This is a genomic window from Desulfosarcina widdelii, assembly GCF_009688965.1.
Classification (GTDB): domain Bacteria; phylum Desulfobacterota; class Desulfobacteria; order Desulfobacterales; family Desulfosarcinaceae; genus Desulfosarcina; species Desulfosarcina widdelii.
The window spans coordinates 561,981-584,442 of the sequence record NZ_AP021875.1 but is presented as its reverse complement, the minus strand read 5'-3'; the positions used below and the strand labels follow the sequence as shown (position 1 = coordinate 584,442).

At 47.1% G+C, this 22,462-nt stretch carries 25 protein-coding genes; 11 read left to right on the top strand and 14 right to left on the bottom strand.

Annotated elements, in window-relative coordinates; all coding sequences use genetic code 11:
• Positions 1-17 precede the first annotated feature (17 nt).
• The 6 genes from GN111_RS02755 to GN111_RS02730 form a co-directional block, all read right to left on the bottom strand.
• Positions 18-1,466 (bottom strand): 4-hydroxyphenylacetate 3-hydroxylase family protein, encoded by a 1,449-nt coding sequence (locus tag GN111_RS02755; protein ID WP_155302279.1) that lies wholly within the window; start codon positions 1,464-1,466, stop codon positions 18-20.
• A gap of 44 nt (positions 1,467-1,510) precedes the next feature.
• Positions 1,511-5,038 (bottom strand): pyruvate:ferredoxin (flavodoxin) oxidoreductase, encoded by a 3,528-nt coding sequence (gene nifJ, locus GN111_RS02750; RefSeq protein ID WP_155302278.1) that lies wholly within the window; start codon positions 5,036-5,038, stop codon positions 1,511-1,513.
• 236 nt (positions 5,039-5,274) lie between these two features.
• Positions 5,275-5,424 carry a hypothetical protein gene (locus GN111_RS02745; RefSeq protein WP_155302277.1) on the bottom strand — a complete coding sequence of 50 codons (150 nt, stop codon included), beginning with the start codon at positions 5,422-5,424 and terminating at the stop codon, positions 5,275-5,277.
• A gap of 17 nt (positions 5,425-5,441) precedes the next feature.
• Positions 5,442-6,380 carry an NAD(P)-dependent oxidoreductase gene (locus GN111_RS02740; RefSeq protein ID WP_269433844.1) on the bottom strand — a complete coding sequence of 313 codons (939 nt, stop codon included), beginning with the start codon at positions 6,378-6,380 and terminating at the stop codon, positions 5,442-5,444.
• A gap of 61 nt (positions 6,381-6,441) precedes the next feature.
• Positions 6,442-7,068, bottom strand: coding sequence for a hypothetical protein (locus tag GN111_RS02735; protein ID WP_155302275.1), 627 nt, complete (start codon positions 7,066-7,068; stop codon positions 6,442-6,444).
• Between the two features lie 12 nt (positions 7,069-7,080).
• Positions 7,081-7,791, bottom strand: a complete 711-nt coding sequence (locus GN111_RS02730; RefSeq protein WP_155302274.1) for a DUF362 domain-containing protein — start codon at positions 7,789-7,791, stop codon at positions 7,081-7,083.
• A 1,443-nt stretch (positions 7,792-9,234) separates the two neighbouring features.
• Here GN111_RS02730 and GN111_RS02725 point away from each other — a divergent pair.
• The 7 genes from GN111_RS02725 (at position 9,235) to GN111_RS02695 (ending at position 11,588) form a co-directional block, all read left to right on the top strand.
• Complete coding sequence (locus GN111_RS02725; RefSeq protein WP_231715658.1) at positions 9,235-9,519, top strand: type II toxin-antitoxin system Phd/YefM family antitoxin; 285 nt, start codon at positions 9,235-9,237, stop codon at positions 9,517-9,519.
• The gene (locus tag GN111_RS02720; RefSeq protein ID WP_155302273.1) at positions 9,519-9,842 is read left to right on the top strand and encodes a type II toxin-antitoxin system RelE/ParE family toxin; all 324 of its coding nucleotides are present in this window, start codon (positions 9,519-9,521) and stop codon (positions 9,840-9,842) included. The genes GN111_RS02725 and GN111_RS02720 overlap by 1 nt, the downstream gene beginning before the upstream one ends.
• 198 nt (positions 9,843-10,040) lie before the next feature.
• The gene (locus GN111_RS02715; RefSeq protein ID WP_155302272.1) at positions 10,041-10,337 is read left to right on the top strand and encodes a nucleotidyltransferase family protein; all 297 of its coding nucleotides are present in this window, start codon (positions 10,041-10,043) and stop codon (positions 10,335-10,337) included.
• Positions 10,327-10,662 (top strand): HepT-like ribonuclease domain-containing protein, encoded by a 336-nt coding sequence (locus tag GN111_RS02710; RefSeq protein ID WP_155302271.1) that lies wholly within the window; start codon positions 10,327-10,329, stop codon positions 10,660-10,662. The genes GN111_RS02715 and GN111_RS02710 overlap by 11 nt, the downstream gene beginning before the upstream one ends.
• A gap of 43 nt (positions 10,663-10,705) precedes the next feature.
• A complete protein-coding gene (locus GN111_RS02705) occupies positions 10,706-10,954 on the top strand; it encodes a hypothetical protein (RefSeq protein ID WP_155302270.1) in 249 nt (82 codons plus the stop codon).
• Between the two features lie 47 nt (positions 10,955-11,001).
• Positions 11,002-11,244 (top strand): zinc metalloprotease, encoded by a 243-nt coding sequence (locus GN111_RS02700; RefSeq protein ID WP_155302269.1) that lies wholly within the window; start codon positions 11,002-11,004, stop codon positions 11,242-11,244.
• Between the two features lie 11 nt (positions 11,245-11,255).
• The gene (locus GN111_RS02695) at positions 11,256-11,588 is read left to right on the top strand and encodes a M50 family metallopeptidase (RefSeq protein WP_155302268.1); all 333 of its coding nucleotides are present in this window, start codon (positions 11,256-11,258) and stop codon (positions 11,586-11,588) included.
• A gap of 86 nt (positions 11,589-11,674) precedes the next feature.
• Here the strand turns inward: GN111_RS02695 and GN111_RS02690 are convergent, their stop codons facing one another.
• From GN111_RS02690 to GN111_RS02680, 3 genes are read right to left on the bottom strand one after another with little or no spacing between them, the layout of a single operon-like run.
• Complete coding sequence (locus GN111_RS02690; RefSeq protein ID WP_155302267.1) at positions 11,675-11,956, bottom strand: hypothetical protein; 282 nt, start codon at positions 11,954-11,956, stop codon at positions 11,675-11,677.
• A complete protein-coding gene (locus tag GN111_RS02685; RefSeq protein ID WP_155302266.1) occupies positions 11,957-12,166 on the bottom strand; it encodes a hypothetical protein in 210 nt (69 codons plus the stop codon). It abuts the gene before it with no gap.
• Between the two features lie 12 nt (positions 12,167-12,178).
• On the bottom strand, positions 12,179-12,394 hold the full coding sequence (locus tag GN111_RS02680; protein WP_155302265.1) for a hypothetical protein: 216 nt from the start codon (positions 12,392-12,394) through the stop codon (positions 12,179-12,181).
• Between the two features lie 531 nt (positions 12,395-12,925).
• On the opposite strand from GN111_RS02680, the gene GN111_RS02675 reads away from it, so the two are divergent.
• The gene (locus GN111_RS02675; protein ID WP_170302093.1) at positions 12,926-13,867 is read left to right on the top strand and encodes a tyrosine-type recombinase/integrase; all 942 of its coding nucleotides are present in this window, start codon (positions 12,926-12,928) and stop codon (positions 13,865-13,867) included.
• A 33-nt stretch (positions 13,868-13,900) separates the two neighbouring features.
• Here the strand turns inward: GN111_RS02675 and GN111_RS02670 are convergent, their stop codons facing one another.
• Positions 13,901-14,164, bottom strand: a complete 264-nt coding sequence (locus tag GN111_RS02670) for a Txe/YoeB family addiction module toxin (protein ID WP_155302263.1) — start codon at positions 14,162-14,164, stop codon at positions 13,901-13,903.
• Positions 14,161-14,403, bottom strand: a complete 243-nt coding sequence (locus GN111_RS02665; RefSeq protein ID WP_155302262.1) for a type II toxin-antitoxin system Phd/YefM family antitoxin — start codon at positions 14,401-14,403, stop codon at positions 14,161-14,163. Before GN111_RS02665 ends, GN111_RS02670 begins: the two co-directional genes overlap by 4 nt.
• A gap of 537 nt (positions 14,404-14,940) precedes the next feature.
• On the opposite strand from GN111_RS02665, the gene GN111_RS02660 reads away from it, so the two are divergent.
• Genes GN111_RS02660 through GN111_RS02650 form a run of 3 tightly spaced genes read left to right on the top strand, consistent with a single transcriptional unit; the run spans position 14,941 to position 15,556 of the window.
• Complete coding sequence (locus GN111_RS02660) at positions 14,941-15,138, top strand: hypothetical protein (RefSeq protein ID WP_155302261.1); 198 nt, start codon at positions 14,941-14,943, stop codon at positions 15,136-15,138.
• A gap of 3 nt (positions 15,139-15,141) precedes the next feature.
• Positions 15,142-15,396, top strand: coding sequence for a hypothetical protein (locus tag GN111_RS02655; protein WP_155302260.1), 255 nt, complete (start codon positions 15,142-15,144; stop codon positions 15,394-15,396).
• On the top strand, positions 15,371-15,556 hold the full coding sequence (locus GN111_RS02650; protein WP_155302259.1) for a hypothetical protein: 186 nt from the start codon (positions 15,371-15,373) through the stop codon (positions 15,554-15,556). Before GN111_RS02655 ends, GN111_RS02650 begins: the two co-directional genes overlap by 26 nt.
• A 1,375-nt stretch (positions 15,557-16,931) precedes the next feature.
• On the opposite strand, the gene GN111_RS02645 is transcribed toward GN111_RS02650, so the two are convergent.
• The 3 genes from GN111_RS02645 to GN111_RS02635 form a co-directional block, all read right to left on the bottom strand.
• Entirely contained in the window at positions 16,932-18,464 is a 1,533-nt protein-coding gene (locus GN111_RS02645; RefSeq protein WP_155302258.1) for a DNA polymerase, read from the bottom strand.
• Between the two features lie 62 nt (positions 18,465-18,526).
• The gene (locus GN111_RS02640) at positions 18,527-20,356 is read right to left on the bottom strand and encodes a hypothetical protein (RefSeq protein WP_155302257.1); all 1,830 of its coding nucleotides are present in this window, start codon (positions 20,354-20,356) and stop codon (positions 18,527-18,529) included.
• Entirely contained in the window at positions 20,343-20,987 is a 645-nt protein-coding gene (locus tag GN111_RS02635; RefSeq protein ID WP_155302256.1) for a hypothetical protein, read from the bottom strand. Before GN111_RS02635 ends, GN111_RS02640 begins: the two co-directional genes overlap by 14 nt.
• Positions 20,988-22,462 lie beyond the last annotated feature (1,475 nt).

Genomic DNA, 22,462 nt, shown 5'->3' with positions numbered 1-22,462 from the left:
TTGACACTAACTAAAATCTATTCGTCAATTCCACACAAAGTTAATGCTGCTCTTTTTTTCTCGGCCATGTTGATTTTTCTCCCGATCATGATTCTCTGTGCCTGTGGAGACCCTGCCCCGTGCATCGATTCAGTCAGGTAACCCACAGCTGCGGTTCCCAGGGTCAGGTTTTCGATCAGCCGCAGAATCCGCATTCTGTCGGTGGTCTGCAGATCGGGACGGGTTTTGAAATATTTTTCCACCCATTTTCGCGTTTTGGAGGACGTTAGGTCCTTTTCCGATGGCAAGGTGACCATCAGCCCACCCGCGATGTCTTGGGCGAGTCTGGCAATTTCGTATGGATACCTTGTCACGTTTTGTTTATGCACATTAGCAAGCAGGGTGTTGACGGAGAATGTACCGCTGGGTTTCATGCGTCCTTCCGACGCGCAGGCAATACAACCGCAATACAGGGTCTCATTGAGGTGATTCATCTCGATCAACTTGTCTTTAATATGCGAAGCCTTTTCAACGCCGTTATGCTCGGCCGCAATTTGCGCTGCGCCGATAAGAACGTCACCTACGCCGACCTTGCATGCGTAACTCTGGCGGTGATAGGCTGCAAACATCTCCACCAGCGGACCGGCGAACTCATTTTCTCCGCACATGAACAAGCGTTCCCAAGGTACAAATACATCTTCGAACACCACCAGAGCTTCGTGACCGCCAAATAGTACGTTACCCTGGTCCAGTGTGCCGTCCTCCAACTTTCGCGTATCGCAGGACTGGCGCCCCATGATGTATACGATTCCTTCGGCATCGCTTGGCAGGGCAAAAGAAACCGCATAATCTCTGTCCGCCTTACCCATGGCGATAGTGGGCATTACGATGATTTCGTGGGAATTGACCGCCCCGGTCTGGTGAGCTTTGGCGCCGCGGACTACGATGCCATCATCCTTTTTCTCCACAACGCGAAGGTAGTGGTCGGGATCTGGTTGCTGATGAGGTGGCAGACTGCGATCACCCTTGGGGTCCGTCATGGCGCCGTCGCACACCAAGTCATTATCCTGAACATACTCCAAGTAAGCTTTGAATCGTTGGTTGTATTCTGTTCCGTGTTTCTGATCGATGTTGTAGGTAATTATGGACAGTGCATTGAGGGAATCCATGCCCACACATCGTTGAAAACAACAGCCCGTCATTCTTCCGAGCAACCGCCCCATTTTGCTTTTCTTTATCAAGTCTTCGGTGCTTTGGTGGATATGAGTGAAGCGATTGATACGATTGCCGGTCAAATGAGAACGGGCTGTCATCAAATCTGCATATTTGGGGTCGTGGGCCAGCTCATAGGTTTTGGCAACGGCATTCATCGACGGTCGGATTATTGGATCGTCGACAACGCTGGCGACCCGTTCACCGAACATATAAACTTCTAGATTAAGTGCACGAAGACTATTTTCGTATTGTTCCGCTGTCATCAATGGCATGCGAACGTTCTCCTTTTTGCCTCGGGTTCCTCTGAGTTTCCCCGTTATTGGATTTGGTTACTAAGGCGCTGATAGTTCTTGATCCGTTCCATTGAATCATTTTTTGCCTTAACAAATAACTTCTTTGCCGTTTCAGGAGACTGCTGCATCAGGGAAGCATATCGAACTTCGCTCATGAGAAATTCCTCGAAATCCGCTACAGGCGGCTTGGAATCAAGAATAAACGGATTTTTTCCATTTTTCCTGATACCGGGGTTATACCTGTAAAGGGACCAGTAACCGGCTTCAACGGCCCGTTTTGCCTGACGCTGGGAATATCCCATGCCAGATTTGATGCCGTGGTTCACGCAGGGCGCATAGCCGATGACCAGGGAGGGACCATTATAGGCCTCTGCCTCCCGGATGGCTTTTAATGCCTGACTTTTATCGGCACCTATGGCCACTTGGGCTACATACACGTAGCCGTAACTGATCATCATCATGCCCAGGTCTTTTTTCTTGCTTCGTTTTCCAGATGATGCAAATTTTGCTATGGCTGCTGTGGGGGTTGCTTTGGACGACTGGCCGCCGGTGTTGGAATAAACTTCGGTGTCAAATACCATTACATTGATATTCTCACCGGATGCCAGGACATGGTCAAGGCCGCCGAACCCAATGTCATAGGCCCATCCGTCTCCTCCAAAGACCCAATTTGAGTGTTTGACAAAAAGGTGGCTTTTTTGGACGATTCGGCCCAAACGTGAATCATTTTCAAAGGGTTTTAATGCCGTGGCCAGTTTCGTGGCCCTGGCCCTTGAGCCTTCGGTTTCATCCATCCCCTCAAGCCATTCTCTCATAGCCGATTCAAGTGTTTTATCGACCCCTTTGTCCAATAGCTTTCTGATGTCTGACTCCAATGCCCGGCGAACTGTTTTGGCGCCCACATGCATTCCGTATCCATATTCGGCATTGTCTTCAAAAAGTGAGAATCCCCAGGCAGGGCCATGACCGCAACTGTTTTTGGTGTAGGGCACCGATGGCGCCGATCCACCCCAGACTGTTGCACAGCCCGCAGAATTGGAAACGACCATCCGGTCGCCGAAAAGCTGGGTAATCAGCTTTGCGTACGGAGTCTCGCCGCAACCGGCACAGGCACCTGAAAATTCGATCAGCGGTTTGAGAAACTGGCTCCCTTTTACCGTAGAGATCTGTTTGTCGCTAAGTTCAGGTGGTTCAATGTCCTTGACATAATTCCAGAGCTCCACGTATGTGTCTCGTTTGTCTGCAAGGGGTTTCAATTCAATAGCCTTCTCTTTTGCAGGGCAAACATCTACGCAGTTTCCACAGCCTGTGCAGTCAAGAGCTGAAAATCCCATGAAATATTTACCCTCATACCCCTTGCCCAAGGCCTTGGTGGCTGTCATGCTCATTGGGGCATTTTCAACCTGTTCATCAGAAAGCAGCATGGGCCTGAGCACACCATGGGGACAAACAAAGGCGCACTGATTGCACTGGATACAATTATCCGGATTCCAGTCGGCAACGAAAAGAGAAATGGCTCTTTTTTCATACTTTGTCGTTCCGGTTGGATAGGTTCCGTCCTCATTTCCGTTAAAGACGCTGACCGGAAGGGAGTCGCCTTTCTGCCGGTTCATCGGGACCAGAATTTTTTCGACAAACTCGGGGAAATCATTTCCTTGGGAGTCACCGTTACTGGCTGCATCTTCCCATGACGCCGGAACATTTGTTTTCAGGCATGCGTTCATCCCCTGGTCGATGGCCTGGCCATTCATCTCAACGACTTTTTTTCCCTTCCTGCCATAATTTTTTTCGACTTCTTTTTTGAGATAGTCTGCAGCATCCTCAACGGGTATGACTCCGGTGAGTTTGAAAAATGCAGATTGCATGACCATGTTGATGCGTCCGCCAAGCCCGATTTCCCTTGCAATGTCCACGGCATTGATGGTGTAAAAATTGATATTTTTAACAGCAATGGTCTGTTTTAAATCGGAGGGGAGTTCTCTTTCCAGTTCATCCTCAGACCAGTTACAATTCAAAAGAAACGTTCCGCCCGGTTTAATTCCCTCCAGAAGATCGTATTGATGAACATAGGCCTGGTTGTGACAGGCAATGAAATCCGCATTGGTAATCTGGTAGGAGGATCGAATCTTTGTATCGCCGAACCGGAGATGCGAGATGGTCACGCCGCCTGATTTTTTCGAATCATATGCAAAATAGGCCTGCACATATTTATCTGTATGGTCACCAATGATTTTAACGGCCGACTTATTGGCTCCCACAGTTCCGTCGGACCCCAGTCCCCAGAATTTACAGGCGATGGTGTTCTTCGGAGTGGGGTTGAATGGCTCTTTAAAGGGAGGAAGAGATCTGAAGGTGACATCATCAACAATCCCGACGGTAAACTGATCCCTTGGGTCTTCAGAATCCATGTTTGCAAGGACTTCTTTAACGTTAGCTGGTGAGAATTCCTTGGAGGCAAGTCCGTATATGCCACCCAGGATAAGGGGGGGATTTTTCCCACCGTAAAAGGCGCTTTTCACATCCAGGTAAAGGGGTTCGCCCGGGGCTCCTGGTTCCTTTGTCCGGTCCAGAACGGTCAATCTTTTGATTGTTTTGGGAAGGGCATCAATCAAGTGTTGAATAGAAAAAGGCCGATAAAGGTGAACCTCCAAAAGCCCGTATTCAGATCCCATTTGGTTGAGGTATTCAATTGTTTCCCTGATCACATCACAGGCAGACCCCATTGCGATGATGACATTTTCAGCGGTTTCGGACCCATGATAGTTAAAGAGCTTGTAATTTCTTCCAGTCAGAGCGTTCATCCTGTCCATGTATTTTTGAAAAATCCCAGGCAGGGGCTCGTAGAACTTATTGACGGCTTCTCGGGTCTGGAAAAAAACGTCTGGATTTTGAGTTGTCCCTCGGAGCAAAGGGTTGTCTGGATTTAATGATCGGGAACGAAATCGAGCGATGGCCTCCAGGTCGACCATTTCTGAAAGTTTGTCATAGTCCAGCATTTCTATTTTTTGAAGCTCATGGGAAGTTCTGAATCCATCAAAAAAGTGAAGGGTAGGAATCCTGGATTCAATCGAAACAAGGTGTGCGACGGCCCCTAAGTCCATACATTGCTGGACATTGCTGGATGCCAGGAGTGAAAAACCGGTCTGCCTGGCAGCCATAACGTCCTGATGGTCTCCAAAAATGCTCAGGGCGTTGGATGCCAGGGATCTTGCGCTGACATGAAAAACCCCAGGCAATAGCTCGCCTGCAATCTTGTACATATTGGGAATCATAAGCAGCAGTCCCTGGGAAGCAGTGTAGGTGGCGGTCAAGGCACCACCTTGAAGACAGCCATGGAGTGTTCCTGCGGCCCCTCCTTCGGATTGCATTTCCCTGAGTTCTACCTGCTGGTCAAAAATATTTTTCTTGCCTGCAGTGGCCCATTCGTCGATTGACTCAGCCATAGGGGAAGATGGTGTAATCGGATAAATGATTGCGGTATCTATAAATGCATAGGACGCGTATGCGGCGGCCGTGTTACCGTCCATTGTCTTTTTTCTGCTTGTTCTCATAAAAAAATCCATTTTACAATTGTAGAATTGAATAGTGCGACATAAACTCAGTGCTAACCTGCTTCCATTGAAATCGATATTTCTCTTACTGTTTCTTTACCCATTTCAGAAAATAAAAGTATTTTCTTTTTATTAATTCTGTTTTTTGGGTAGAAATACTTATCGAGACAAGGCATTAACTATTGGAATTCACGATTGGTGCTGCGACACAATATACGACGATTAGGGCCACCTCATCATTGTACGCCACACCATTTTTCCCGGATTATTTCGACAGCCTTGATCAATTCAGCCATCGTGCCAATAGAATTATCGCTCATTTTTTCAGCTAATTTTTCCTCCAACGCTCCCTGTCCGCCTCTTCCATGAAACCGATCGCCAATCATTGAGTTTCAACCGCTGCTCAATCCTCAGTTTTGGTGGTCTTTCTGACAGAAACGCCAGCGGACGATTCTACGACTTTGATAACTGAGGACATATCCATGTTGCCAAACCCTGCAGAGCTAGCCTGAGTTAGCATCTGGTATACGATGGAGGTAAGAGAAATAGCGACTTTTTCTTCCCTTGCACTGTCCATTGCAATGCCTACATCTTTGCGCAGGAGGTCCAGGGCGAAACCAGGCTGTTCAAAATCTCCAGGAAAGACATAGTTCGGCAGCCTGTGCTCGATGAGGAAAGAGTTGCCGGCACTGACTTTGATTACGTTTAGAAGGGTGTCGGGATCCGCACCCAATTTTACACCTAGAACGAATGCCTCCGAGATCGCCAGCATATTACAAGCGACCAAAATCTGGTTGACCATCTTGACCGTTTCGCCGATTCCGATACCTCCGACGTGATAGATCGTCTTCCCCATAGCTTCAAGGACATCGCGAACCTGCTCAAATAGTTGCTTCTCCCCACCGACCATGATTGTTAGGGTTCCTTTTTCAGCACCAATGGTACCCCCTGAAACCGGCGCATCTAAAAAAAACAACCCGCGCTTTTGGGCTTCCGCCGCCACTTCAATCGATGTGTGTGGGGACAGCGTTGTCATATCGATAATGGTCGTCCCTGGAGAAGCTCCTTGGAATACACCATTATCGTTCATCATTACCGCCTTCATGTGTCGATCGGCTGGTAGCACGGTAATCACGATATCTGCATTTTGGGCGGCAGCGGCACAACTTTCCGCAGCTTTAGCCCCTGCGTTAACCAGCGACTGGACCGCTTCAGGATTCAGGTCATACACTGTGACCGCGAAACCTTTTTTTGTCAGGTTGCGAGCCATATGATTGCCCATGGCGCCAAGGCCAATAAATCCAATTTTTTTCATTTTCCCCTCACTTTGAACTCTTTTCAGTCCTTTATTGAAGACGCCCGTTTCTATTGGTCCTGCGAACCCAAATAATTAAGCTACTGCATCACTTAGAAACCATGGCTCTGAGTAAACTTGCTGCGCGTTTAGTATTGAAAATTCCACACACGCATGGCGCAAAAAGCGTCTCGGCTGCTTCTTCAGGAGTGGAGCGTCCATCCTTGATCTGCGTGGCGACATCGTTTATTAGGCCCACCGACACCATACCGTGCCCACACATCGTGTTCAGTTCAAGCACGTCATCAGACGGCAATCTTTCTGTTTTTCCCCACCGGCCAAGGGACTGATTTATGGTATGCGGCCTCAACCCTGCTTCATTGCAACATTTTCCGACGTGCTCGAACAAACCGGAAACGACCACGGAAATACCCAAATCTTCTTCCTTCAGATCTTTTAACATATTGGTCAACAAAGCCGGATCGTCAAACACTGCGTGTACACAGTTACCGTCACTAACATTTTTTACAACTTTTTCTTTTCCGCCCTGCATTGTTTCGTTGCCTTTGCTGGCGTTGCCAATTTTAATGGCGCCATGCTCTACCGCCATCTCTAAAAGCCGGTTCAGTTTTTTTGCCGATCCTTTTTCATTGGTATTTTTTGCAGGCATCGCAAGCAGTACAAAATCATTTTTCAAAGAATCATTACTTCCCATTCTATGTAGGGTGTGTGTCATTTGTCCATCCTCCTATAAGGAAACCCGCCCAATTCCGATATTCGTTTTACCATTTGGCGCAACCCAAATATTTTTTCCTTTAATGTAAGGATCAGTTGGAACTGACCCGTCATCATTTAAAGGTGTTGCCACATCGAGACTGAATACAGTGTCTATTTGTTTTGAAACATCTTCAAGCGCTCTGAGAATATCTGGCAGTTGGTCCAACCGAGCTACAAATTCTAAAATTGCTGACAATACCTTTTCGTTTAATACTTCTTTTTTAAATAGCCCAGTGTTTGGATCTGATATAAGAGAAGTAACCGGGTTTTGTTCCTCAAATTGTATTCCAAGCTTTGCAACAGCCATTGCTATTTTCTCAACCTGGGCAATCCTTGTCCCCAACGCAGGCCGTCCTACTTCTATAGCCACAGCGACCATTCCAGGCTGAATCCGTCCGGTAACGTCGTTGGTCTTCATTTCTTCAGTTCCTCGCCCTGTTATTCCAGTGGACTCAGAAACAGCCATTTCATCACTCAACGCTTTTCGGATCGTTCGCGGCCAGCTCAATTCGTCTTGAATTATTGCATCTGCCGGGCACTCTGCCCATCTCTGGCAGTTGCAACACTCGACGCATTCATCAATGTCAATACTTGCACAATCTTCATCCAAATTTATTGCACCAACCGGGCAATATGGAACGCACTGCCCACACCCCAAACAACTTTCTTCATCAATAAACATGACCTAATTCCTTTTTTCTTGAAAGACACTTTAAATATTTTGGGATTGTATATTTCTACCTTTTTGGATCCAAGGATACATGGATCCAAAGAGTATGTCAACTATTATTTGAAAAAAATAAATGGGCATGTAACTGCTTAATATCACTTCGATAATAAAGGATGCATGTTTTTAAATTGATATATTTGAGATGGTATCTATATTAATAATTTATCAAAGTGTGATGTTATTAAATCCAACCACTTAATAAAAGGGTGGCAGAAGACGCCCAGAACCTTATCAACAAAAGGGTATATCTGGTCAGCGAGGAGGCCAACATGCCCACTGTGCCCGAGGGGATCTATCTTTTCATCGAAGACAATCTGCTCTAAATTTCAGGCAAGTCGGCCAACGCGGGCTGGCATCGGTATCGGGATTGGATATGACCCAGAATTCCATGCGGTTGTCATAGACGCCAGAAGAGGTGGATATCCGGTTGCAGACTATCCGGAAGAACATCCACCAGACCAGCTGTAGCAGCAGCCGAGCAGTACGGGACATTGGGCAACCACATGAACGGGACCAACATCGCCGGTTTTTTCAAAGTGGTGGATGTCATGCTCTATCAGGGGATTGGGTAGGATAATTAAATTATAGTTGAGGGCAAGCCATCCAGGCACCTCCTCCACCTGCTGAGAACCGGTGCATATTCATGTCCATCAAAGATGTGTTCATGGCCGGTTCTCTTTTTGTTTATCATAACAAACCTTTACTATAGGCCAGGTTAAGATAGCTGCTATGTACAATCAGCCCTGTTTCTCTATACCTCATTAACATTACAATAACATACCACAGATCTCCCCCTACCCTTCCTGCTCTGTTGCTTCCCACTCTCTATCCAGCCCGCTCCTAGCCTCATCTGATCTATCCGACCCAGCAATAATTTGTAACCTCCGTTTATTTAAGCAAGGCTTGCAAGACTCCATTGGTTGGAATCGACCTGGGATTACACGATTTCCTGTATGACTCGGCCGGATTCATATGCCGGCGCCCAAACATCTACCGAGGATTTGAACATGCTGGTTGATGCCGTGGGAAAGGTTCCTGCCGGTCAATGTCCGGAATGCAAAGTACTGACCTATCGAATAAAGCGTGGGCGCTAACGAAAAGCAAGCCTCCCGCTGAAGGTTAATCGGGAAGGGAAGAACGTGGAAGATCAGATTGCAAAAAAATGATTGCATGGCTGAAATAGGGCCGCTGCTAGCCTGTTTAATTGAGCCAGCGCTGTTTGGTTGGCTCTCCGAGGTCGAGGCTGACCGGATCTATGACCGGATTTGCTTCATAATCCAGAACGACGCGAAGGAAATTCGGGGTGCTGTCGGCGTAGGATTAAAGGTTGACGCATCGGTAAAAAATGTCTAATTTGAACTAAATTTGAACCATTTGAAATCCAAAAAAGGACCGATGATGCAACTCAGCAAATCTATTAAACCAATCAGTTTCTTTAAGGCTAATGCTGCCAATATAATCAAGCAATTAAACGAAACCCATGGCACAATGATTATTACGCAGCGCGGAGAGGCCAAGGCCGTCATCCAGGATATCACCGAATATGAACGGACTCAGGAAGCGCTTGCACTATTAAAAATGATCGCTCAAGGTCAGGATGATCTAAAAAAAGGAAGAACCATTTCTGCCGGTGATATGCTCGATGAACTGAAAACGCTCGCTGGCGAGGCCGCCCGTTAATGAAGTTCAGTATAGAGTTCACAACGGGTGCCCGGCAGGATCTATTAAAAATTCAACACTACATTAAGTCATCGGGGAAACCTGCTACTGCTGCACAATTGGTGGCAGATATCACGGAAGTCTGCAAAACCTTGAGGGAAGATCCCGAACGCGGTCATGTCCCCGAAGAACTACAAAGCCTTTCCAATTTTCTGTGTCGCCAAATTATATTTAAAAACTACCGGATTACTTACCAAGTTATCGGAAAAATCGTGCTGATTTATGGGGTAATCGACGGCCGCAGAAGCTTGCGAGAAGTAATGCGGCAACGACAATTATTATAACCCATTGATATTATTTTACCCACTCTTCTTTATCGGACATTGCTCCCAGGTAAAATTTTATCCGGTTCGCTATCCGCTCTCGCCTTGATCTTTCTAATTTCTCCATGGTATGTATTTTCCGTTGGTTACCCATTGGGCCCATATAGGTAGCTAAAAAGACCAACTAAATTCTTTAATGCCGCAAACGGACTGTATTCAATGGATCGCCAGCAAATCATAACTATTCTTCAAGGCCAAAAAGATCTATTGGATCGTTATTGCGTCCACAAGATTTATCTTTTCGGTTCCTCAGTAAGAAATGAAGCCACCAGGGACTCTGATATCGACCTCATCGTCGAATTTGAGCCGAATGCTCGCATCGGTCTTTTCCGTTTTTCCCGGTTGCGGCATGAACTCAGTCAAGTTTTGAACAGCGCCGTTGATCTGACCACCATAGACGCCCTACATCAGGATTTGAAAACCGATATTTTGCAAGAGGCCGTCCATGCCGCATAGACGCTGGGATATACGTATTCATGACATCCTGGCCTCTATCGAAAAGATCCAGAAATACACGGATAATATGGATGCGAAGGCTTTTAGAGATGATCCTAAAACAGTAGACGCTGTCGTTCGCAATCTGGAAATCATTGGCGAGGCTGCACGACATGTTCCCGATGAGATCGTCGAGGAGCACCACAAAATTCCTTGGCGTGAAATGCGCGATATGCGTAATCTGCTATCTCACGAATATTTCGGTGTGAACAGCGATATCGTATGGGAAACAATACAATCCGATTTGCCGGGCCTACCTGCACTTTTAAAAGCAATCTTGCCGTGATGGTTGCCTTCGCTCCCAGATAAAATCAACAGAGGGTCACCCCATGGAAATCGACTACAACCCGGAGGCAGAAAAATTTCCCAAAAAGGTCGGCCCCCCAGGTAAAGGCGTGGTGATCTTTTTTGGGGGAAAGCCATCGAGCTGGGTCAACGAATTACGTAGCCCCGACCATTGGGAACCCGGATGCATTGCCATTGATGAGCATGGGCGGCAATGGAAAACCGTAGGCGGGAACAATCAAGATGGAGCAAGGACCTGGCAGCCTTGTTTTTTAAAAGTGGCCGTGGGTTGATTCAACCCTGAAAATAATATACCGTGCGCCGCCAAGGAGCGGGCACGATGAAGTGTGAAGCAATTTTGCCGGGGTTGTCTTTCCTGGCTTTTCTTTTTTCGTTTGTACTACATGAGATCGCACATGGCCTTGCGGCCTGCCGTTGTGGGGATCTGACAGCCTACGATGCCGGCCGGATCACGGCCAACCCAGTCAAACATCTGCATTTTTGGGGCAGCTTTCAGGTCCCCTTAATCATGGCGGCGCTATCGTTCCCTTTCGTATTGGCTTGGGAAAACCGGTCCCGGTGAATTTTTCGAAGATGAACCGGCGCCAGAAGCTTTTTACGGCCGTAGCGGGGGTGGTGGCCAACATTGTTTCGGTAGGTGTCGGTTTTGCTTCTGTATTGGTCGGCCGCAGCCTTCTGGGCCCAGAGTCGAGTTATGCGGCTGAAACGGCGGCCATGTTCTTTTTCTTACTGATTCCTGTCACCCTGATGTTCGTCCTTTTCAACCTGCTTCCTATTCCTCCGCTGGACGGGTCGGTTATTCTCCGACTCTTTCTCGGAGAGTTTTCAAGGAGCTGGATCAAAAATCCCTGGATCGCTTATCCAGCCGTCTCGTTGGGCTTTGCCGTGGCGATACCATCGCTTTAAGTCATGGTTGGCAAATCCATGCGTATAATTGCACTGCTACTTTCCTGACTTCAATTTGGACCTCATCTGACAAAGTGTCGGTTTTGCTATTCCGCAGCAAGACGAACGATTTCAGACTTGAAGATCGGCGTACCGTGATCCGGTAATTCCGGTTTCTCATCGCAATTCGGGCAATAGGCTTCAGCCACAGTCCGGACTTCCCCTGAACCTACCGACGTTCCATCATCCCAGATCGACCGGCCGATGCCTGTCAGCAGGATCTGAGCCCCGCAGACCACGCATTTTCCATCGACAACCCCTTGATCTTCAACCCTGTCAACAGATGCTTTGGTGCCAAAAACGGTGTCTCTGTTTGATTGCATACCCACCTACCCTTTCACCACCTCAAAGTACTCATCGAACTCGATATGACCCGGTTCGTGGATCCAGTGGACCTGGCCCAGATCGTTGACGATGGCCAGCCCGTTGACGTGATTGGATTGCGTCGGCAGCACCGGGTACATCTTGCCCCTGGTAAAACTGGGTTTATCCTCTCCCGGGAACGTATAGCCTTTCTGGCAAATTACATATTCATCCATTTAACGATCCTCCTACTCGAACAGGGCGTCTTTACCCTTTTCATCTAAAACTTCGGTCGAAAGCGCATTAAACCGTTCAATCAACAAATTTACGGCCAATTGGAAAACTTCGCTCTCAGGTAGTTCAAATTCGATGGAAATTTTCTTAACTTCCTTAAACTGCCTTTTATCCAGCGTTATGGCCACTCTACCAGACGAAGGGGTTTCGTAGCTCTTTCTTCGCGCCATGTGCCCTTCCCTCCTTTTTACGGCTAATTTTGCCTTAAACAGGCTTAAAAGTTCATTATCAGATAGAAACGCAGAATAAAAGGAAAAATTAATTAAATGTAAATATTTCCCCTTAAATACCTTAAAGGTGGTTTTTACGGCTTATATAAAATCATGAATTTTTGACCTGCCTGGCGGAAAATCCCAGTTGCCTGTCCGATCCGGGAGGTCGGCGGCCGATCACATCGGACAGGATCGGCCGAAAACCTGACAATCTGTGTTATATTGTCCAGGTCTTCAGGCAAAAACCCCCTCTTCCGGTCCATCCTATCCCCCTCGACCACCCGAGATCGTCGTCTCACGGGCCTGTCAGTATTGTCCGGTTATGAATTCCACAAACCTCAGAACGGCAAAATAGCGCACTTAACCCCGGTAAAACATAAAAGTTGGCAGAAACCCTACAAAATGCTAATAAACTGCGGAAGGATGCAAAAAGCAACTGCCGGGAACGCACCTGGCTCAAAATCCACCGATACCAGCGGAAACCGGACAATGAATTTCGAACCAGCACGAAATCTGACAATCGTTGAATCCATCGATCATTACCTGGCCGAAAAATCCCAACTGGGGAAACTCAGTGCGGCCAGTGTCGTCAACCGGAGATCCGAACTGACCCGGTTCGCCAAATTCTGCCGCCGCCACAAAATCGATAGGCCTTGCGACATCCACAAAAACCTGTTGAAGGCTTATTTGAAATCCCGCAAGGTGTCCAACGGCACCCGAAACACTCTGATCAATATCTACCGCAGTTTTTTCGATTACCTGGTGGCCGAAGAACTGATGCTCGACAACGTGGCTGCCACCCTCGAACGGCCGCGGACCCAGGCCCCCAAATTTGATTTCCTCTCCATCGACGAGTTGGAAAAAGTTTTCCGATGGGAAGCAGAAAACGCAAGCGAGAAATTTGTTGATCGAAACCTATTGATCTATTCAATCATGATCGAGGTGGGCCTGCGCGTGTCCGCGATCATCAACCTGAAGCTGGACGACCTGCGCCTGGACGCGAAACAGATCTGGATAAAACAGAAGGGAGGATCGGAAAAACAGGTACCGATCACTGAAGACATCGTCAATCAGTTTCAGACCTGGCTGGGCGTAAGAGATGGATTCAAAAGTGCCGGAACGAGCGACCATGTTTTCCTGGCATCTACAGGCCGCCAATTATCCCGGAAGCAGGTTTACGAACTGGTCTCCCGCGCCATCCGTGGAGCCGGGCTGGTCAAACGCCGCAATGGTCCTCATCTGCTTCGGCATACCGGGGCCACCTTACGGGCCTTGCGCGGCGACGGAATCGAAAAGATCCGACTCTGGCTGGATCACACGGGCTATGGCATGAGTCGCCGATACGTCCATGCTGCCGAGCAGTTGCGGCAGGATACGGTTCAAGATGAAATTCTAAAGGATAAGGGAAGATTCAAACGGAAAGGTGTTTAAGAATTCATAGCAAGAATCCCCGGGAGCAGTCACCTATTCATAGTGCGTCCACATACGAATAACCTTAACTGTTTTTTCGTTATCAAGAATTTGGTAGACAATCCTGTGCTGAATATTTATTCGTCTTGAATATGCGCCTGCTAAATCTCCGATGAGCTTTTCGTAAGAAGGGGGCGCTTGATATGGGTTCTCACGCAGGATCTGAATTATTGCCTCGGCTTTTGATTTGAGCCCTGCAGCAGATATTTTCTTTGCATCTTTTCTGGCCTGTTTAGTAAAAACAACTGTCCAACTCACCAGTCAAGTTCCTCTGTACAATCCTCTATGGGAGTCGCCAAACCCTCACGGATGGACTCACGCATACCTGGAATGTTCAAAAGGTAGATGGTTTCTTGAATTGAACGCCAGTCCCCCTCAGATATAAGAACTGCATTACCCCTTTTGCCAGTAATAATAATAGGCTCATGTGATAACGATGTTTGATCAATTAGGCGGTAAAGTTTGGTTCTCGCTTCGGTTGCTGATAATGTCGGCATATTTCACCTCGACTATTTTTTCTTAAAGTACGCTTTTCCGTACGCTTTGTCAACCTTATTTGCGGGCGCCAACAAACAAAAACCAAATAATCGTCGTTGAAGAGAAGGTCTCTTTTTTACGCTGCGAGTAGCCGCAAATATGCCTTGACAAACAAGGGTAAATGTGGTATATTGACGCAGTCAAAACGGAATAAAAACAACATCTTTTATGAAGGAATTTTCAAATGGCCACCCCGCAAGATCAACTCTATTTTGCAGTTCGCAAGGCAGACGGCAACGAGTCAACTACCCCGCCCTGAAGGACGGAGCTTGAGAAATCGAGCTTCGTGGTTGACCAGACACAGCCACCAGCCGCAAGGCTGACGGGGCTACGTTATCCGGGTCATCACACCCTTTGGGTGATGTATGGCAACGTTGAAACGCCCGAATTTTTGATGCTCGAATTTGAGGCCAACGGCGAAACCCATAAGGAAATCTACCATAGACGACCTGGATAGCAAAGATAAATACCTGATCGTCGAGAATCTGCCTTTTAATGTGAGTATCCTGACCGAGCAGGCCTCCCGTGTCGAATGTTGTCACCTTCGCGTGGACGGTGCCCGGAGCATGGAAGGGCAGGTCATGTGGGAAGGCTACGTCAAGCACACCGACGTTCGTTTCTACACCCGTTGGATCAAGATCGAAGACCTAAAGGCGGCGCTGACTGAAGAGGCGACCGTAGCGCAGGAGGGGTAGACCATGTCTGAATTCGCTTTTGATGTATCGCTAAAGGCCGTCATGCGCGTAAAGTCCAAGACCCTGGATAATGCCAAGGAAGTACTTGACGTGCTCAAAGAGGAATTTTCCATCGATAAGGACGTTTTTGAAAACGGCGATGTAATCGTCAGATTAACAGCCGCGTCCATCGACGACGAGGGCTTTGCGCCCGAACTGTTCGAGATCGACGGAATCTGCGTGGAGGAACCTAATGGAATTCATCACATTTGCCCCTGAAAAACCGGGCCAGCCCGCTTGCAAGTGGCGCATCGAGGAAGAACCGATTTGCTACGATCCGGAAAGCTATCTGCTTAATGCCGTGGCCCAGGACACCCCTGATTTTCGCCTGATCAGTCTCGGCACTATTTCACGGATCAAGGACCGGTTTTCTGCGTAACCGATATCGGGAGCAACTGTGTTCATTTCCGGCGCGAGCGAGAGAATGGCAACAGCTGGATGCGGGTGCATTTCGACGAGTTCGAGGATTATTGCACCCATGAGCCCGACTGGGAGGCGATCTTTCAGAATCGTATCGCCGAGATCAAAGCTGAAATCAAACAGGCGACCGCCGAGCTGATCGCCGAGGGGAAGAAACTGTCGTTGATCACCCGCCAGCGCCAGGAGCAGACCGACAACCCCTCCATGCTGCCGGCCGTGGCCACAAAGGCGCCCGAGCAATACAAGGCGGATCTGGTCGCGTTTAAAGAAGACAAGATGCCGGGCATCCAGAAGCGTATCGAGGAATTATCGACCGAATATGCCGTGCTGAATAAACAGATCGCGCTGCCCGATCTTGCCCGGTTGACGGCCGTGAAAACATCCCTGTCCACCGTGGAGGACCGGATCTTTAACGTCGAGCTTTATTGCGGCCTGCTGGAAACGGTAAAGCAGATCGCCAGCGGCGCCCCCGCGCCCATGGACGAGCCGGTGTGCATCCGTCAGCAACTGCTTTACATGGACGAGGAGACCTTATTTGATTACGACCAGGGCGGGATGGACTTTGAACGTCTGAACGATTTCGACCGGTGGGTGGTTGAGCCCGGCACCCTTTCCAGAATTCTGCCCGAGCCCAAAGGCGTGGTCGCGTTCAGGGTGCGCCGGAAAGATAAAAAGTACGATACTCCCCGCGATTTATTGGAAATGTGGGGCCAGATCTACAAACACATGGCCAACCGCCAGACCTATCTGCTGATCCGCAACGGAGAGAACGTTTATCGGATCGCCACAGAGATCGACTTCTCTCCCCGACTCGTTCCCTTTCAAGACGAGATCGGCGAAAAACAATTTTTAAAATTCAGCCGATTCAATAGAGAGAAAGAGCCTGAAGTTATTACCCCGGACAGCGTCTATTTTGACGACCACGTTGCCAAGATGGATCGATTGATCAAGCAGTACAACCGCATTTTTATCTTCATTCAGGGGCTGTTGGACCGGACGTCCGTTTTTCATCCGCACCCGGGAATCCGACTGTTCGAGCCCGGCCAGATCGACCTATGGGTCCGCTGCATCCGTGACGAGGAGATCGCCCTGCCGAATGAAACTATCTCATGGGAGGCCTATCGCGACCAGTTGAACAAAACCGTTCGAAAGGGCAATTGGGTATGGAGCCTGTGGTACCCGGACAGCTACGGTGAATATCGCCACGGCTACAAGCATTTCAACGTGCTTGAGCAGGAGGTTGTCGGCCGGCCGCGATTTTGCGAGGTCGTTTCCGTCAAGCGGGACCGGTCCCAGGTCAAAATCCGGTGGGAAACAGACCGTTGGGGATACGGCTATTGGGATCTGGACGAATGGCAGCCGGGCGGGTACCGCTGCTTGAATGTCTGGTCGGTTAGTTTACGCGCTGAATTTGAAATCCTGGCTCTGAAAAATTCTTTGGCCATCAGCGTATAAACGTCACCATTGTTGAACATGCTCAATAGCTTATCATCGCCATACACGGCCGCTGTGATTCCCACCTCAAATTGGCACCAATCCACCTCACCGATTCCATTTCCAGACTCTGGTATAATAAGGTGTCTGAGACGGCCATCTAATCCAACGATATTGGGATTCCGTGTGGTCAACCTTCCGGAAACGGACCCAACCGAATCATATTGGGCGTGCAGCCGGTCGTCGAATGCAACAAAATCTTCCAGTTTTGAAGCAGACCCCAAAAGATTGGAGAGCTGTCTATAATCTAATAGGTCTCGCACGACTGGATGTGCCTCTATATTTTGTCTTAATTGTTCCTTTTCAAATGAATATGTTCCGCGGGAAGCGAATTTATTGAGAATACCAGCGCCTCGAAAGAATCGCTGAATTGCCTCAGGACTCAAAGGATTGCCAATGCCATGCTCTGTGAACTTCTTTTCAAACTTTTTGATCGCCGTTCTGCAGGTATCAACGATAGTTTTTGATCTTTCATGATCGAATCCGACCCCGATCCATTCCATCCTTGCAACAGTCGTAATAAATGGCATCTCAATATTTATAAGATGATGCAGAATACCGGATTGGGCGGCAGTGCTGATCTGGTGAGGGTAGACCTTGGATGCTGCTATAGCGTCGTCAGCAGCATAATTTAGCTGCTTTGCGGTATATGATTTCAATCGGGGATGGTTAAATATAGAATCTTTAACGGCTTTTGAATTGCCTTTATTCCAATAAGAAACGCCATACCTTTGGCAAATGCTCTGCCACCCCATCTGAAACTTCTCAAACTGTTTGCGATCCTCTTTCTCCTTTATCTGGTTGAAAATATCGTTACAGTGGCTACTGGATTTTGCTGGACTATGATAAAGGCCGAGATGCATCGTTTTTTCATGGATCAACACATCCCAGATCATTTCAGGCCCGGTGATATTCAACTGCCAGAGACAAAAAAAAGTGTGCCTTAGATCGTACCCAACGAAACAAACGGGAAGCCGGAAAAGACGCTGAACAATTCTATGAAGGCTTTTGACCCTTAAATTGATGACATAATTGTGAAACCTACCGGGCTTGCCGCTGTTCTTAGAGTGTTCCACCAGGGCTACTGCCAATAGATAGGGGCGAATGGTTTGGATATCGGGTACTATGACATCACCGGCAAGGATGTGGCCGTCAAACGAAAAAATGGTATTCAGGCCGACATGCGAAAGCTGAAGCATATTGGCCTCCCGAAGTAAATCCTCAGCCCCAGAAGCGGAAGAAACATAAATAGCCCTCTTCCGCGAATAATTCCCTAAGGACGGCTGAATTTTTGTGTTGATTTCACCCATTTCATCCGATTTTTTGCCGGAAATCCTATCTATTTCCTCTTCCCAGCAATTTAGCACCTTCATGCCCCCTATCTCCAGGGTGACACGACCCCTATATATTATATTATAAAGGGGTTATGCCACCTTTAGCTCCAATATCTCTTAACCGTACGGATGTTTAATCCCAATTTTTTAGCGATCTGCGCCTGGTTGAACCCCTCTCCTCTTGCTTTTTCGATCTTTTCTTTAGTGGTAGCCGTTTTATGTGCTTTGCGGCTCGGTATCGAAAAATACGACCGTGCCTCCCCGATGTTGTCAAACTCTCGGCTATAATCCATACGGGGGTGGCTACTGCATTGAAAGGTGATTATTTCCCTCGGTTTTGTATATGGTCTAACCCTGCCGACGGCCTGTAAAACCACATCCATCTCTTGCTGAGACAGTGCCATCTGCGCCAGTTTTGCGACATCATAAAACCGATCCTTATGATTTATAATCTTTGCCGTCCTTCTTCGCGGAATCCCACCGGTATTAATCTTGATCGGTATGTGTCGATCGGAAGCCACAATATCTTGGAGAATGCTATTGGCTACCCGCTCATTGACATAATAGCCGGTCAGACAAAATGCGCAGTCAAAATCTTGGAATTTGTTGATGCCAATCATTCCGTAATTAATGATCGGCACCACTTTTTTACTGCTCAGGTCGGTATCTTTTTCTGCAATGACGACTTTAATATGGCCGTACCCAAAATCTTTCAGGCGGCGGTTAAGTTCGTCCACACAAATCTGAATAAAAAGTTTCTTTGCAATTAATAGCGGTCGTTTCCCTTGTGATATCCGCTCACCTATCAGTTGGGCATAGAAATCAAGAATCTGGAGTGCATTACGGGTAAAAAAGGAACGGGTCCCCAGCCGTGAAGCAATGTTGTACCAGACCGTACCTCGGTGGACGAACTGGTACTTTTCAAAAGGGTTCGCAAAATCTTTTCCGATCCTGAATTTTAAGAACTCATGCTCTGCGGTGCCGCTGTAAATTATGACATTGCAATCTACAAAAGGTTGTATGGCATAGGATATGCCGCCCGTTTTATGCCGTTCCCTGGAATCAACAATCGATTTTCCGAACTGCACAAGATGATAAGCGATAAAATTAAACCCATCACCATACAACTTGTGACCGATTTTCTGCAGCTTGATGGACTGCCCCGGCGATAAAGGAAAAAATGTCCATTGGGCAGATTGCAGATCCCGGGTTATTGCCTTCAATAGTACCTTCAGTAGGTACAACCAACGTTTAATCTTTTTCGATTTCTTCGCCTTTTGAGCATATATTCTCAATGCGTTATGGAATTGTTCAATATCTTGAAACGAAATCTTCCGGCGCAATGGTTTACAGATAAAACCGGCCTCGTCCAACAAAAGCAGAACCGTCTCCGCCTCAGTCCATTTTTTAAGCTGCTCGATAAAGAACGGTGAACGCTCCAAATGGGCCTGTGTGGCAAAAACCGCCCGAGTGTGTTTAAGCGCTTTTCCATATTGCTGGGGCCAAAAACATTTTTTCCTTTTACAAAGACCGCAAATTTCTTCTCGCCCCAACAGTCCGAGACCCTTTTGCTCGAACTTTGACCACTCCTGATCTAATTGCGGTCCGCATTTTTCCTTAGGTCTTGGCTTCAGATTTACAATTTTTATTCCGGGCGGCGGATTCTTTATCCATCTACGCTCATCGATCAGCAGCCGGGTCGGTTCAAGACACACAACCAGATCATAAAAATCACCGTTAACCGCTGCCTCGATGACATCATCGATATTGTGGCTCTTACCGACACCTATCTCCCAATTAATAGCCAGTCTGCCCTTATGCTCTTTCAAAAGCTTGAGTATTCTTTTACCAGACCAATCGTTTCGGAAACGCCTAAGTTTGCCCGGTCTATCAATTTTAAACGTCGAGCCCCGCCACTTAGTCATCGTCACTAAAAGGGTCGATCCCCTTCAAGTCGAGCATCTTCTTAATCTCAGTGCAATTAGCCAAAGCCAGGTTGCTGATTCTCTGGTAAACGGAAGAGAGGTCTACTTCCCCAGCCTTCCAAGCCTTATCAAATGACTTTATCACTGACACTACCCTACGCCGGTGATCTTTTTTCAGGCTTTGGGTAGATAACGTGTACTTATAATCCTCATGAGAGAAAAACGTAGCGCACTTTTTTTCCGACTCCAGAACATTTTGAATTTGAGGTAGAAGTGCGTTGGGCCTCAAAGAATTTGACACGGACAGAACTTCGATATCTTCGGTTTCTAACGATACAATCGGGAACAGCAATTTTTTTTGTCGCTGCCTCCCTATTTGGCAGAGCACACAATCTTCAGAGCCCTCTTCGATGTTGCAAATGACATAACCCTTTATCTCAGGTTCGCGGCAGTAATGCACCTGCACAATCTGGTGTTGACGAGTAAAAATAACTCCGGGTTTCTCATCTTGACTGATTCGAAAAATTTCGAGCTGCGAGGAAGCCACCCCCTCATTAACCTCTGCATCGAAGTCGTCATGAATTTCGAACTTCAGCTTTTTCGTTTCTTTTGAATCTTTCTTTCTTCTCTTACTCATGGCTATTGCCTCCCTATAATTGGTGTGAGTTTAAATAGGACAAAATTAGGGCCGACCATTTTATCCAGCAGGTTGGCTTTTTTCATCCTGCCAAATAGTATGATTTAAAAATGAAAAGCTAACAGCTATTCAAAAAAAATTTTATCTATTTGATTTTACATGGAAAAAATGATGAGCTTTAACAAAAAAAATCGACAATCTATTTTCCAGTTTTTAGAATCCTTGTGAAGCCCTGATTTTAAAGGGTTTGTAACGGAACCCAAATAGTCCATTGGGAACCCTCTAATTTAAAAGCTTTGGGAGGATAAGGTGTTTTAGATCCTTAAATGGCAGAGGTTTAAAACAACTGCCTATAACCAGGTTATTGTTTTAAATAGGCTTCGGGCAAGCCTCGCTATAGGGGAAATATCAGAGCAATCCCCGAAATCCGGGAGTGAATGGTGGCGGAAAAAAGGCGAACCCGGAATACGGCCCGCTACGGACTGGCGATGTCCTCAAACGATTTTTTCTGGTCCCCACAAATCCAACGACTGTACACAAAACGCAGTCCGAGAATGGACTGATAAACAAGGCCAAGCATGAGCCGAAGAAGAATCCATCCAAGCCAAGATTTTCGTACGCTCCCGTCTCAACCAGCTTGGCAAATCGATATCATTATGACCTTCCCTTTGCCGACATTATAAAGATCTACATTCTCACCAGTTCATCGGGATCTCCCCTATGGGCAAGGGACGGAAGTCCTGGGAGTTTGTTAAATATCTGGTATGGAATGGTAGATTTTACTATGAAATGTGGCAATTAAGGTCATTTTTCACTATGGAAGAGACAGTGAGTATGTTCGATTTATGGCCCTTTCTGGGCTTATTTCGCTAATAAAACGGCAGTCGATACCTATTCTGGAAATTAATAGCTTGGTGATGTAATCTCCCCCTATGAAAAGTGCCATTCTTAAATCTATCTACCATAGGGGGATATAGAGTTAATGGTTTTCTATCTGACTGTTCTAAAAAGTTTCTCATATTTCTCAGGAAATTGAAATCCACAGGAGTAAAAGTTCATATTATCAAAGATGGAAATAGCGGAAACGGCTTGGGACTCAACCTAATTGATAGAAAGATATGATATAAAAAACGGACTGTAATTAACCTGATTAGGCCTTGCGCGACTTACAATTTTGGATTGATGCCGTTATTTTCAGCAAACGTGGGTATCAATAATACATCTGCAGTGTATTTCTAGCCTGCATCGAAGATTAATTTTCCAGTTTGTGATAAAGGCATCCATCTATGGATTAAAATTTCGAGATTTGAACTTTGTGTTAACTTTTTTTAATGATCTTAGTTGGTTACGTGGATATGACACAAAATGTTCAATATATCCTATGACCACAGTATGTTATACCGCAAAATCATGCTAAAATCCCTGCCAAACAGGGGTTCTCAGGCGATTTTACGTGCTTTGGTACACAATTCCCT

Excerpts from the sequence above, each read along its gene's own strand:
- GN111_RS02755 (WP_155302279.1), bottom strand. The coding sequence starts at position 1,466 with ATGCCATTGATGACAGCGGAACAATACGAAAATAGTCTTCGTGCACTT.
- nifJ (WP_155302278.1), bottom strand. The coding sequence starts at position 5,038 with ATGAGAACAAGCAGAAAAAAGACAATGGACGGTAACACGGCCGCCGCA.
- GN111_RS02745 (WP_155302277.1), bottom strand. The coding sequence starts at position 5,424 with ATGATTGGCGATCGGTTTCATGGAAGAGGCGGACAGGGAGCGTTGGAG.
- GN111_RS02735 (WP_155302275.1), bottom strand. The coding sequence starts at position 7,068 with ATGACACACACCCTACATAGAATGGGAAGTAATGATTCTTTGAAAAAT.
- GN111_RS02730 (WP_155302274.1), bottom strand. The coding sequence starts at position 7,791 with ATGTTTATTGATGAAGAAAGTTGTTTGGGGTGTGGGCAGTGCGTTCCA.
- GN111_RS02725 (WP_231715658.1), top strand. The coding sequence starts at position 9,235 with ATGATGCAACTCAGCAAATCTATTAAACCAATCAGTTTCTTTAAGGCT.
- GN111_RS02720 (WP_155302273.1), top strand. The coding sequence starts at position 9,519 with ATGAAGTTCAGTATAGAGTTCACAACGGGTGCCCGGCAGGATCTATTA.
- GN111_RS02715 (WP_155302272.1), top strand. The coding sequence starts at position 10,041 with ATGGATCGCCAGCAAATCATAACTATTCTTCAAGGCCAAAAAGATCTA.
- GN111_RS02710 (WP_155302271.1), top strand. The coding sequence starts at position 10,327 with ATGCCGCATAGACGCTGGGATATACGTATTCATGACATCCTGGCCTCT.
- GN111_RS02705 (WP_155302270.1), top strand. The coding sequence starts at position 10,706 with ATGGAAATCGACTACAACCCGGAGGCAGAAAAATTTCCCAAAAAGGTC.
- GN111_RS02700 (WP_155302269.1), top strand. The coding sequence starts at position 11,002 with ATGAAGTGTGAAGCAATTTTGCCGGGGTTGTCTTTCCTGGCTTTTCTT.
- GN111_RS02695 (WP_155302268.1), top strand. The coding sequence starts at position 11,256 with ATGAACCGGCGCCAGAAGCTTTTTACGGCCGTAGCGGGGGTGGTGGCC.
- GN111_RS02685 (WP_155302266.1), bottom strand. The coding sequence starts at position 12,166 with ATGGATGAATATGTAATTTGCCAGAAAGGCTATACGTTCCCGGGAGAG.
- GN111_RS02680 (WP_155302265.1), bottom strand. The coding sequence starts at position 12,394 with ATGGCGCGAAGAAAGAGCTACGAAACCCCTTCGTCTGGTAGAGTGGCC.
- GN111_RS02675 (WP_170302093.1), top strand. The coding sequence starts at position 12,926 with ATGAATTTCGAACCAGCACGAAATCTGACAATCGTTGAATCCATCGAT.
- GN111_RS02665 (WP_155302262.1), bottom strand. The coding sequence starts at position 14,403 with ATGCCGACATTATCAGCAACCGAAGCGAGAACCAAACTTTACCGCCTA.
- GN111_RS02655 (WP_155302260.1), top strand. The coding sequence starts at position 15,142 with ATGTCTGAATTCGCTTTTGATGTATCGCTAAAGGCCGTCATGCGCGTA.
- GN111_RS02650 (WP_155302259.1), top strand. The coding sequence starts at position 15,371 with ATGGAATTCATCACATTTGCCCCTGAAAAACCGGGCCAGCCCGCTTGC.
- GN111_RS02645 (WP_155302258.1), bottom strand. The coding sequence starts at position 18,464 with ATGAAGGTGCTAAATTGCTGGGAAGAGGAAATAGATAGGATTTCCGGC.
- GN111_RS02635 (WP_155302256.1), bottom strand. The coding sequence starts at position 20,987 with ATGAGTAAGAGAAGAAAGAAAGATTCAAAAGAAACGAAAAAGCTGAAG.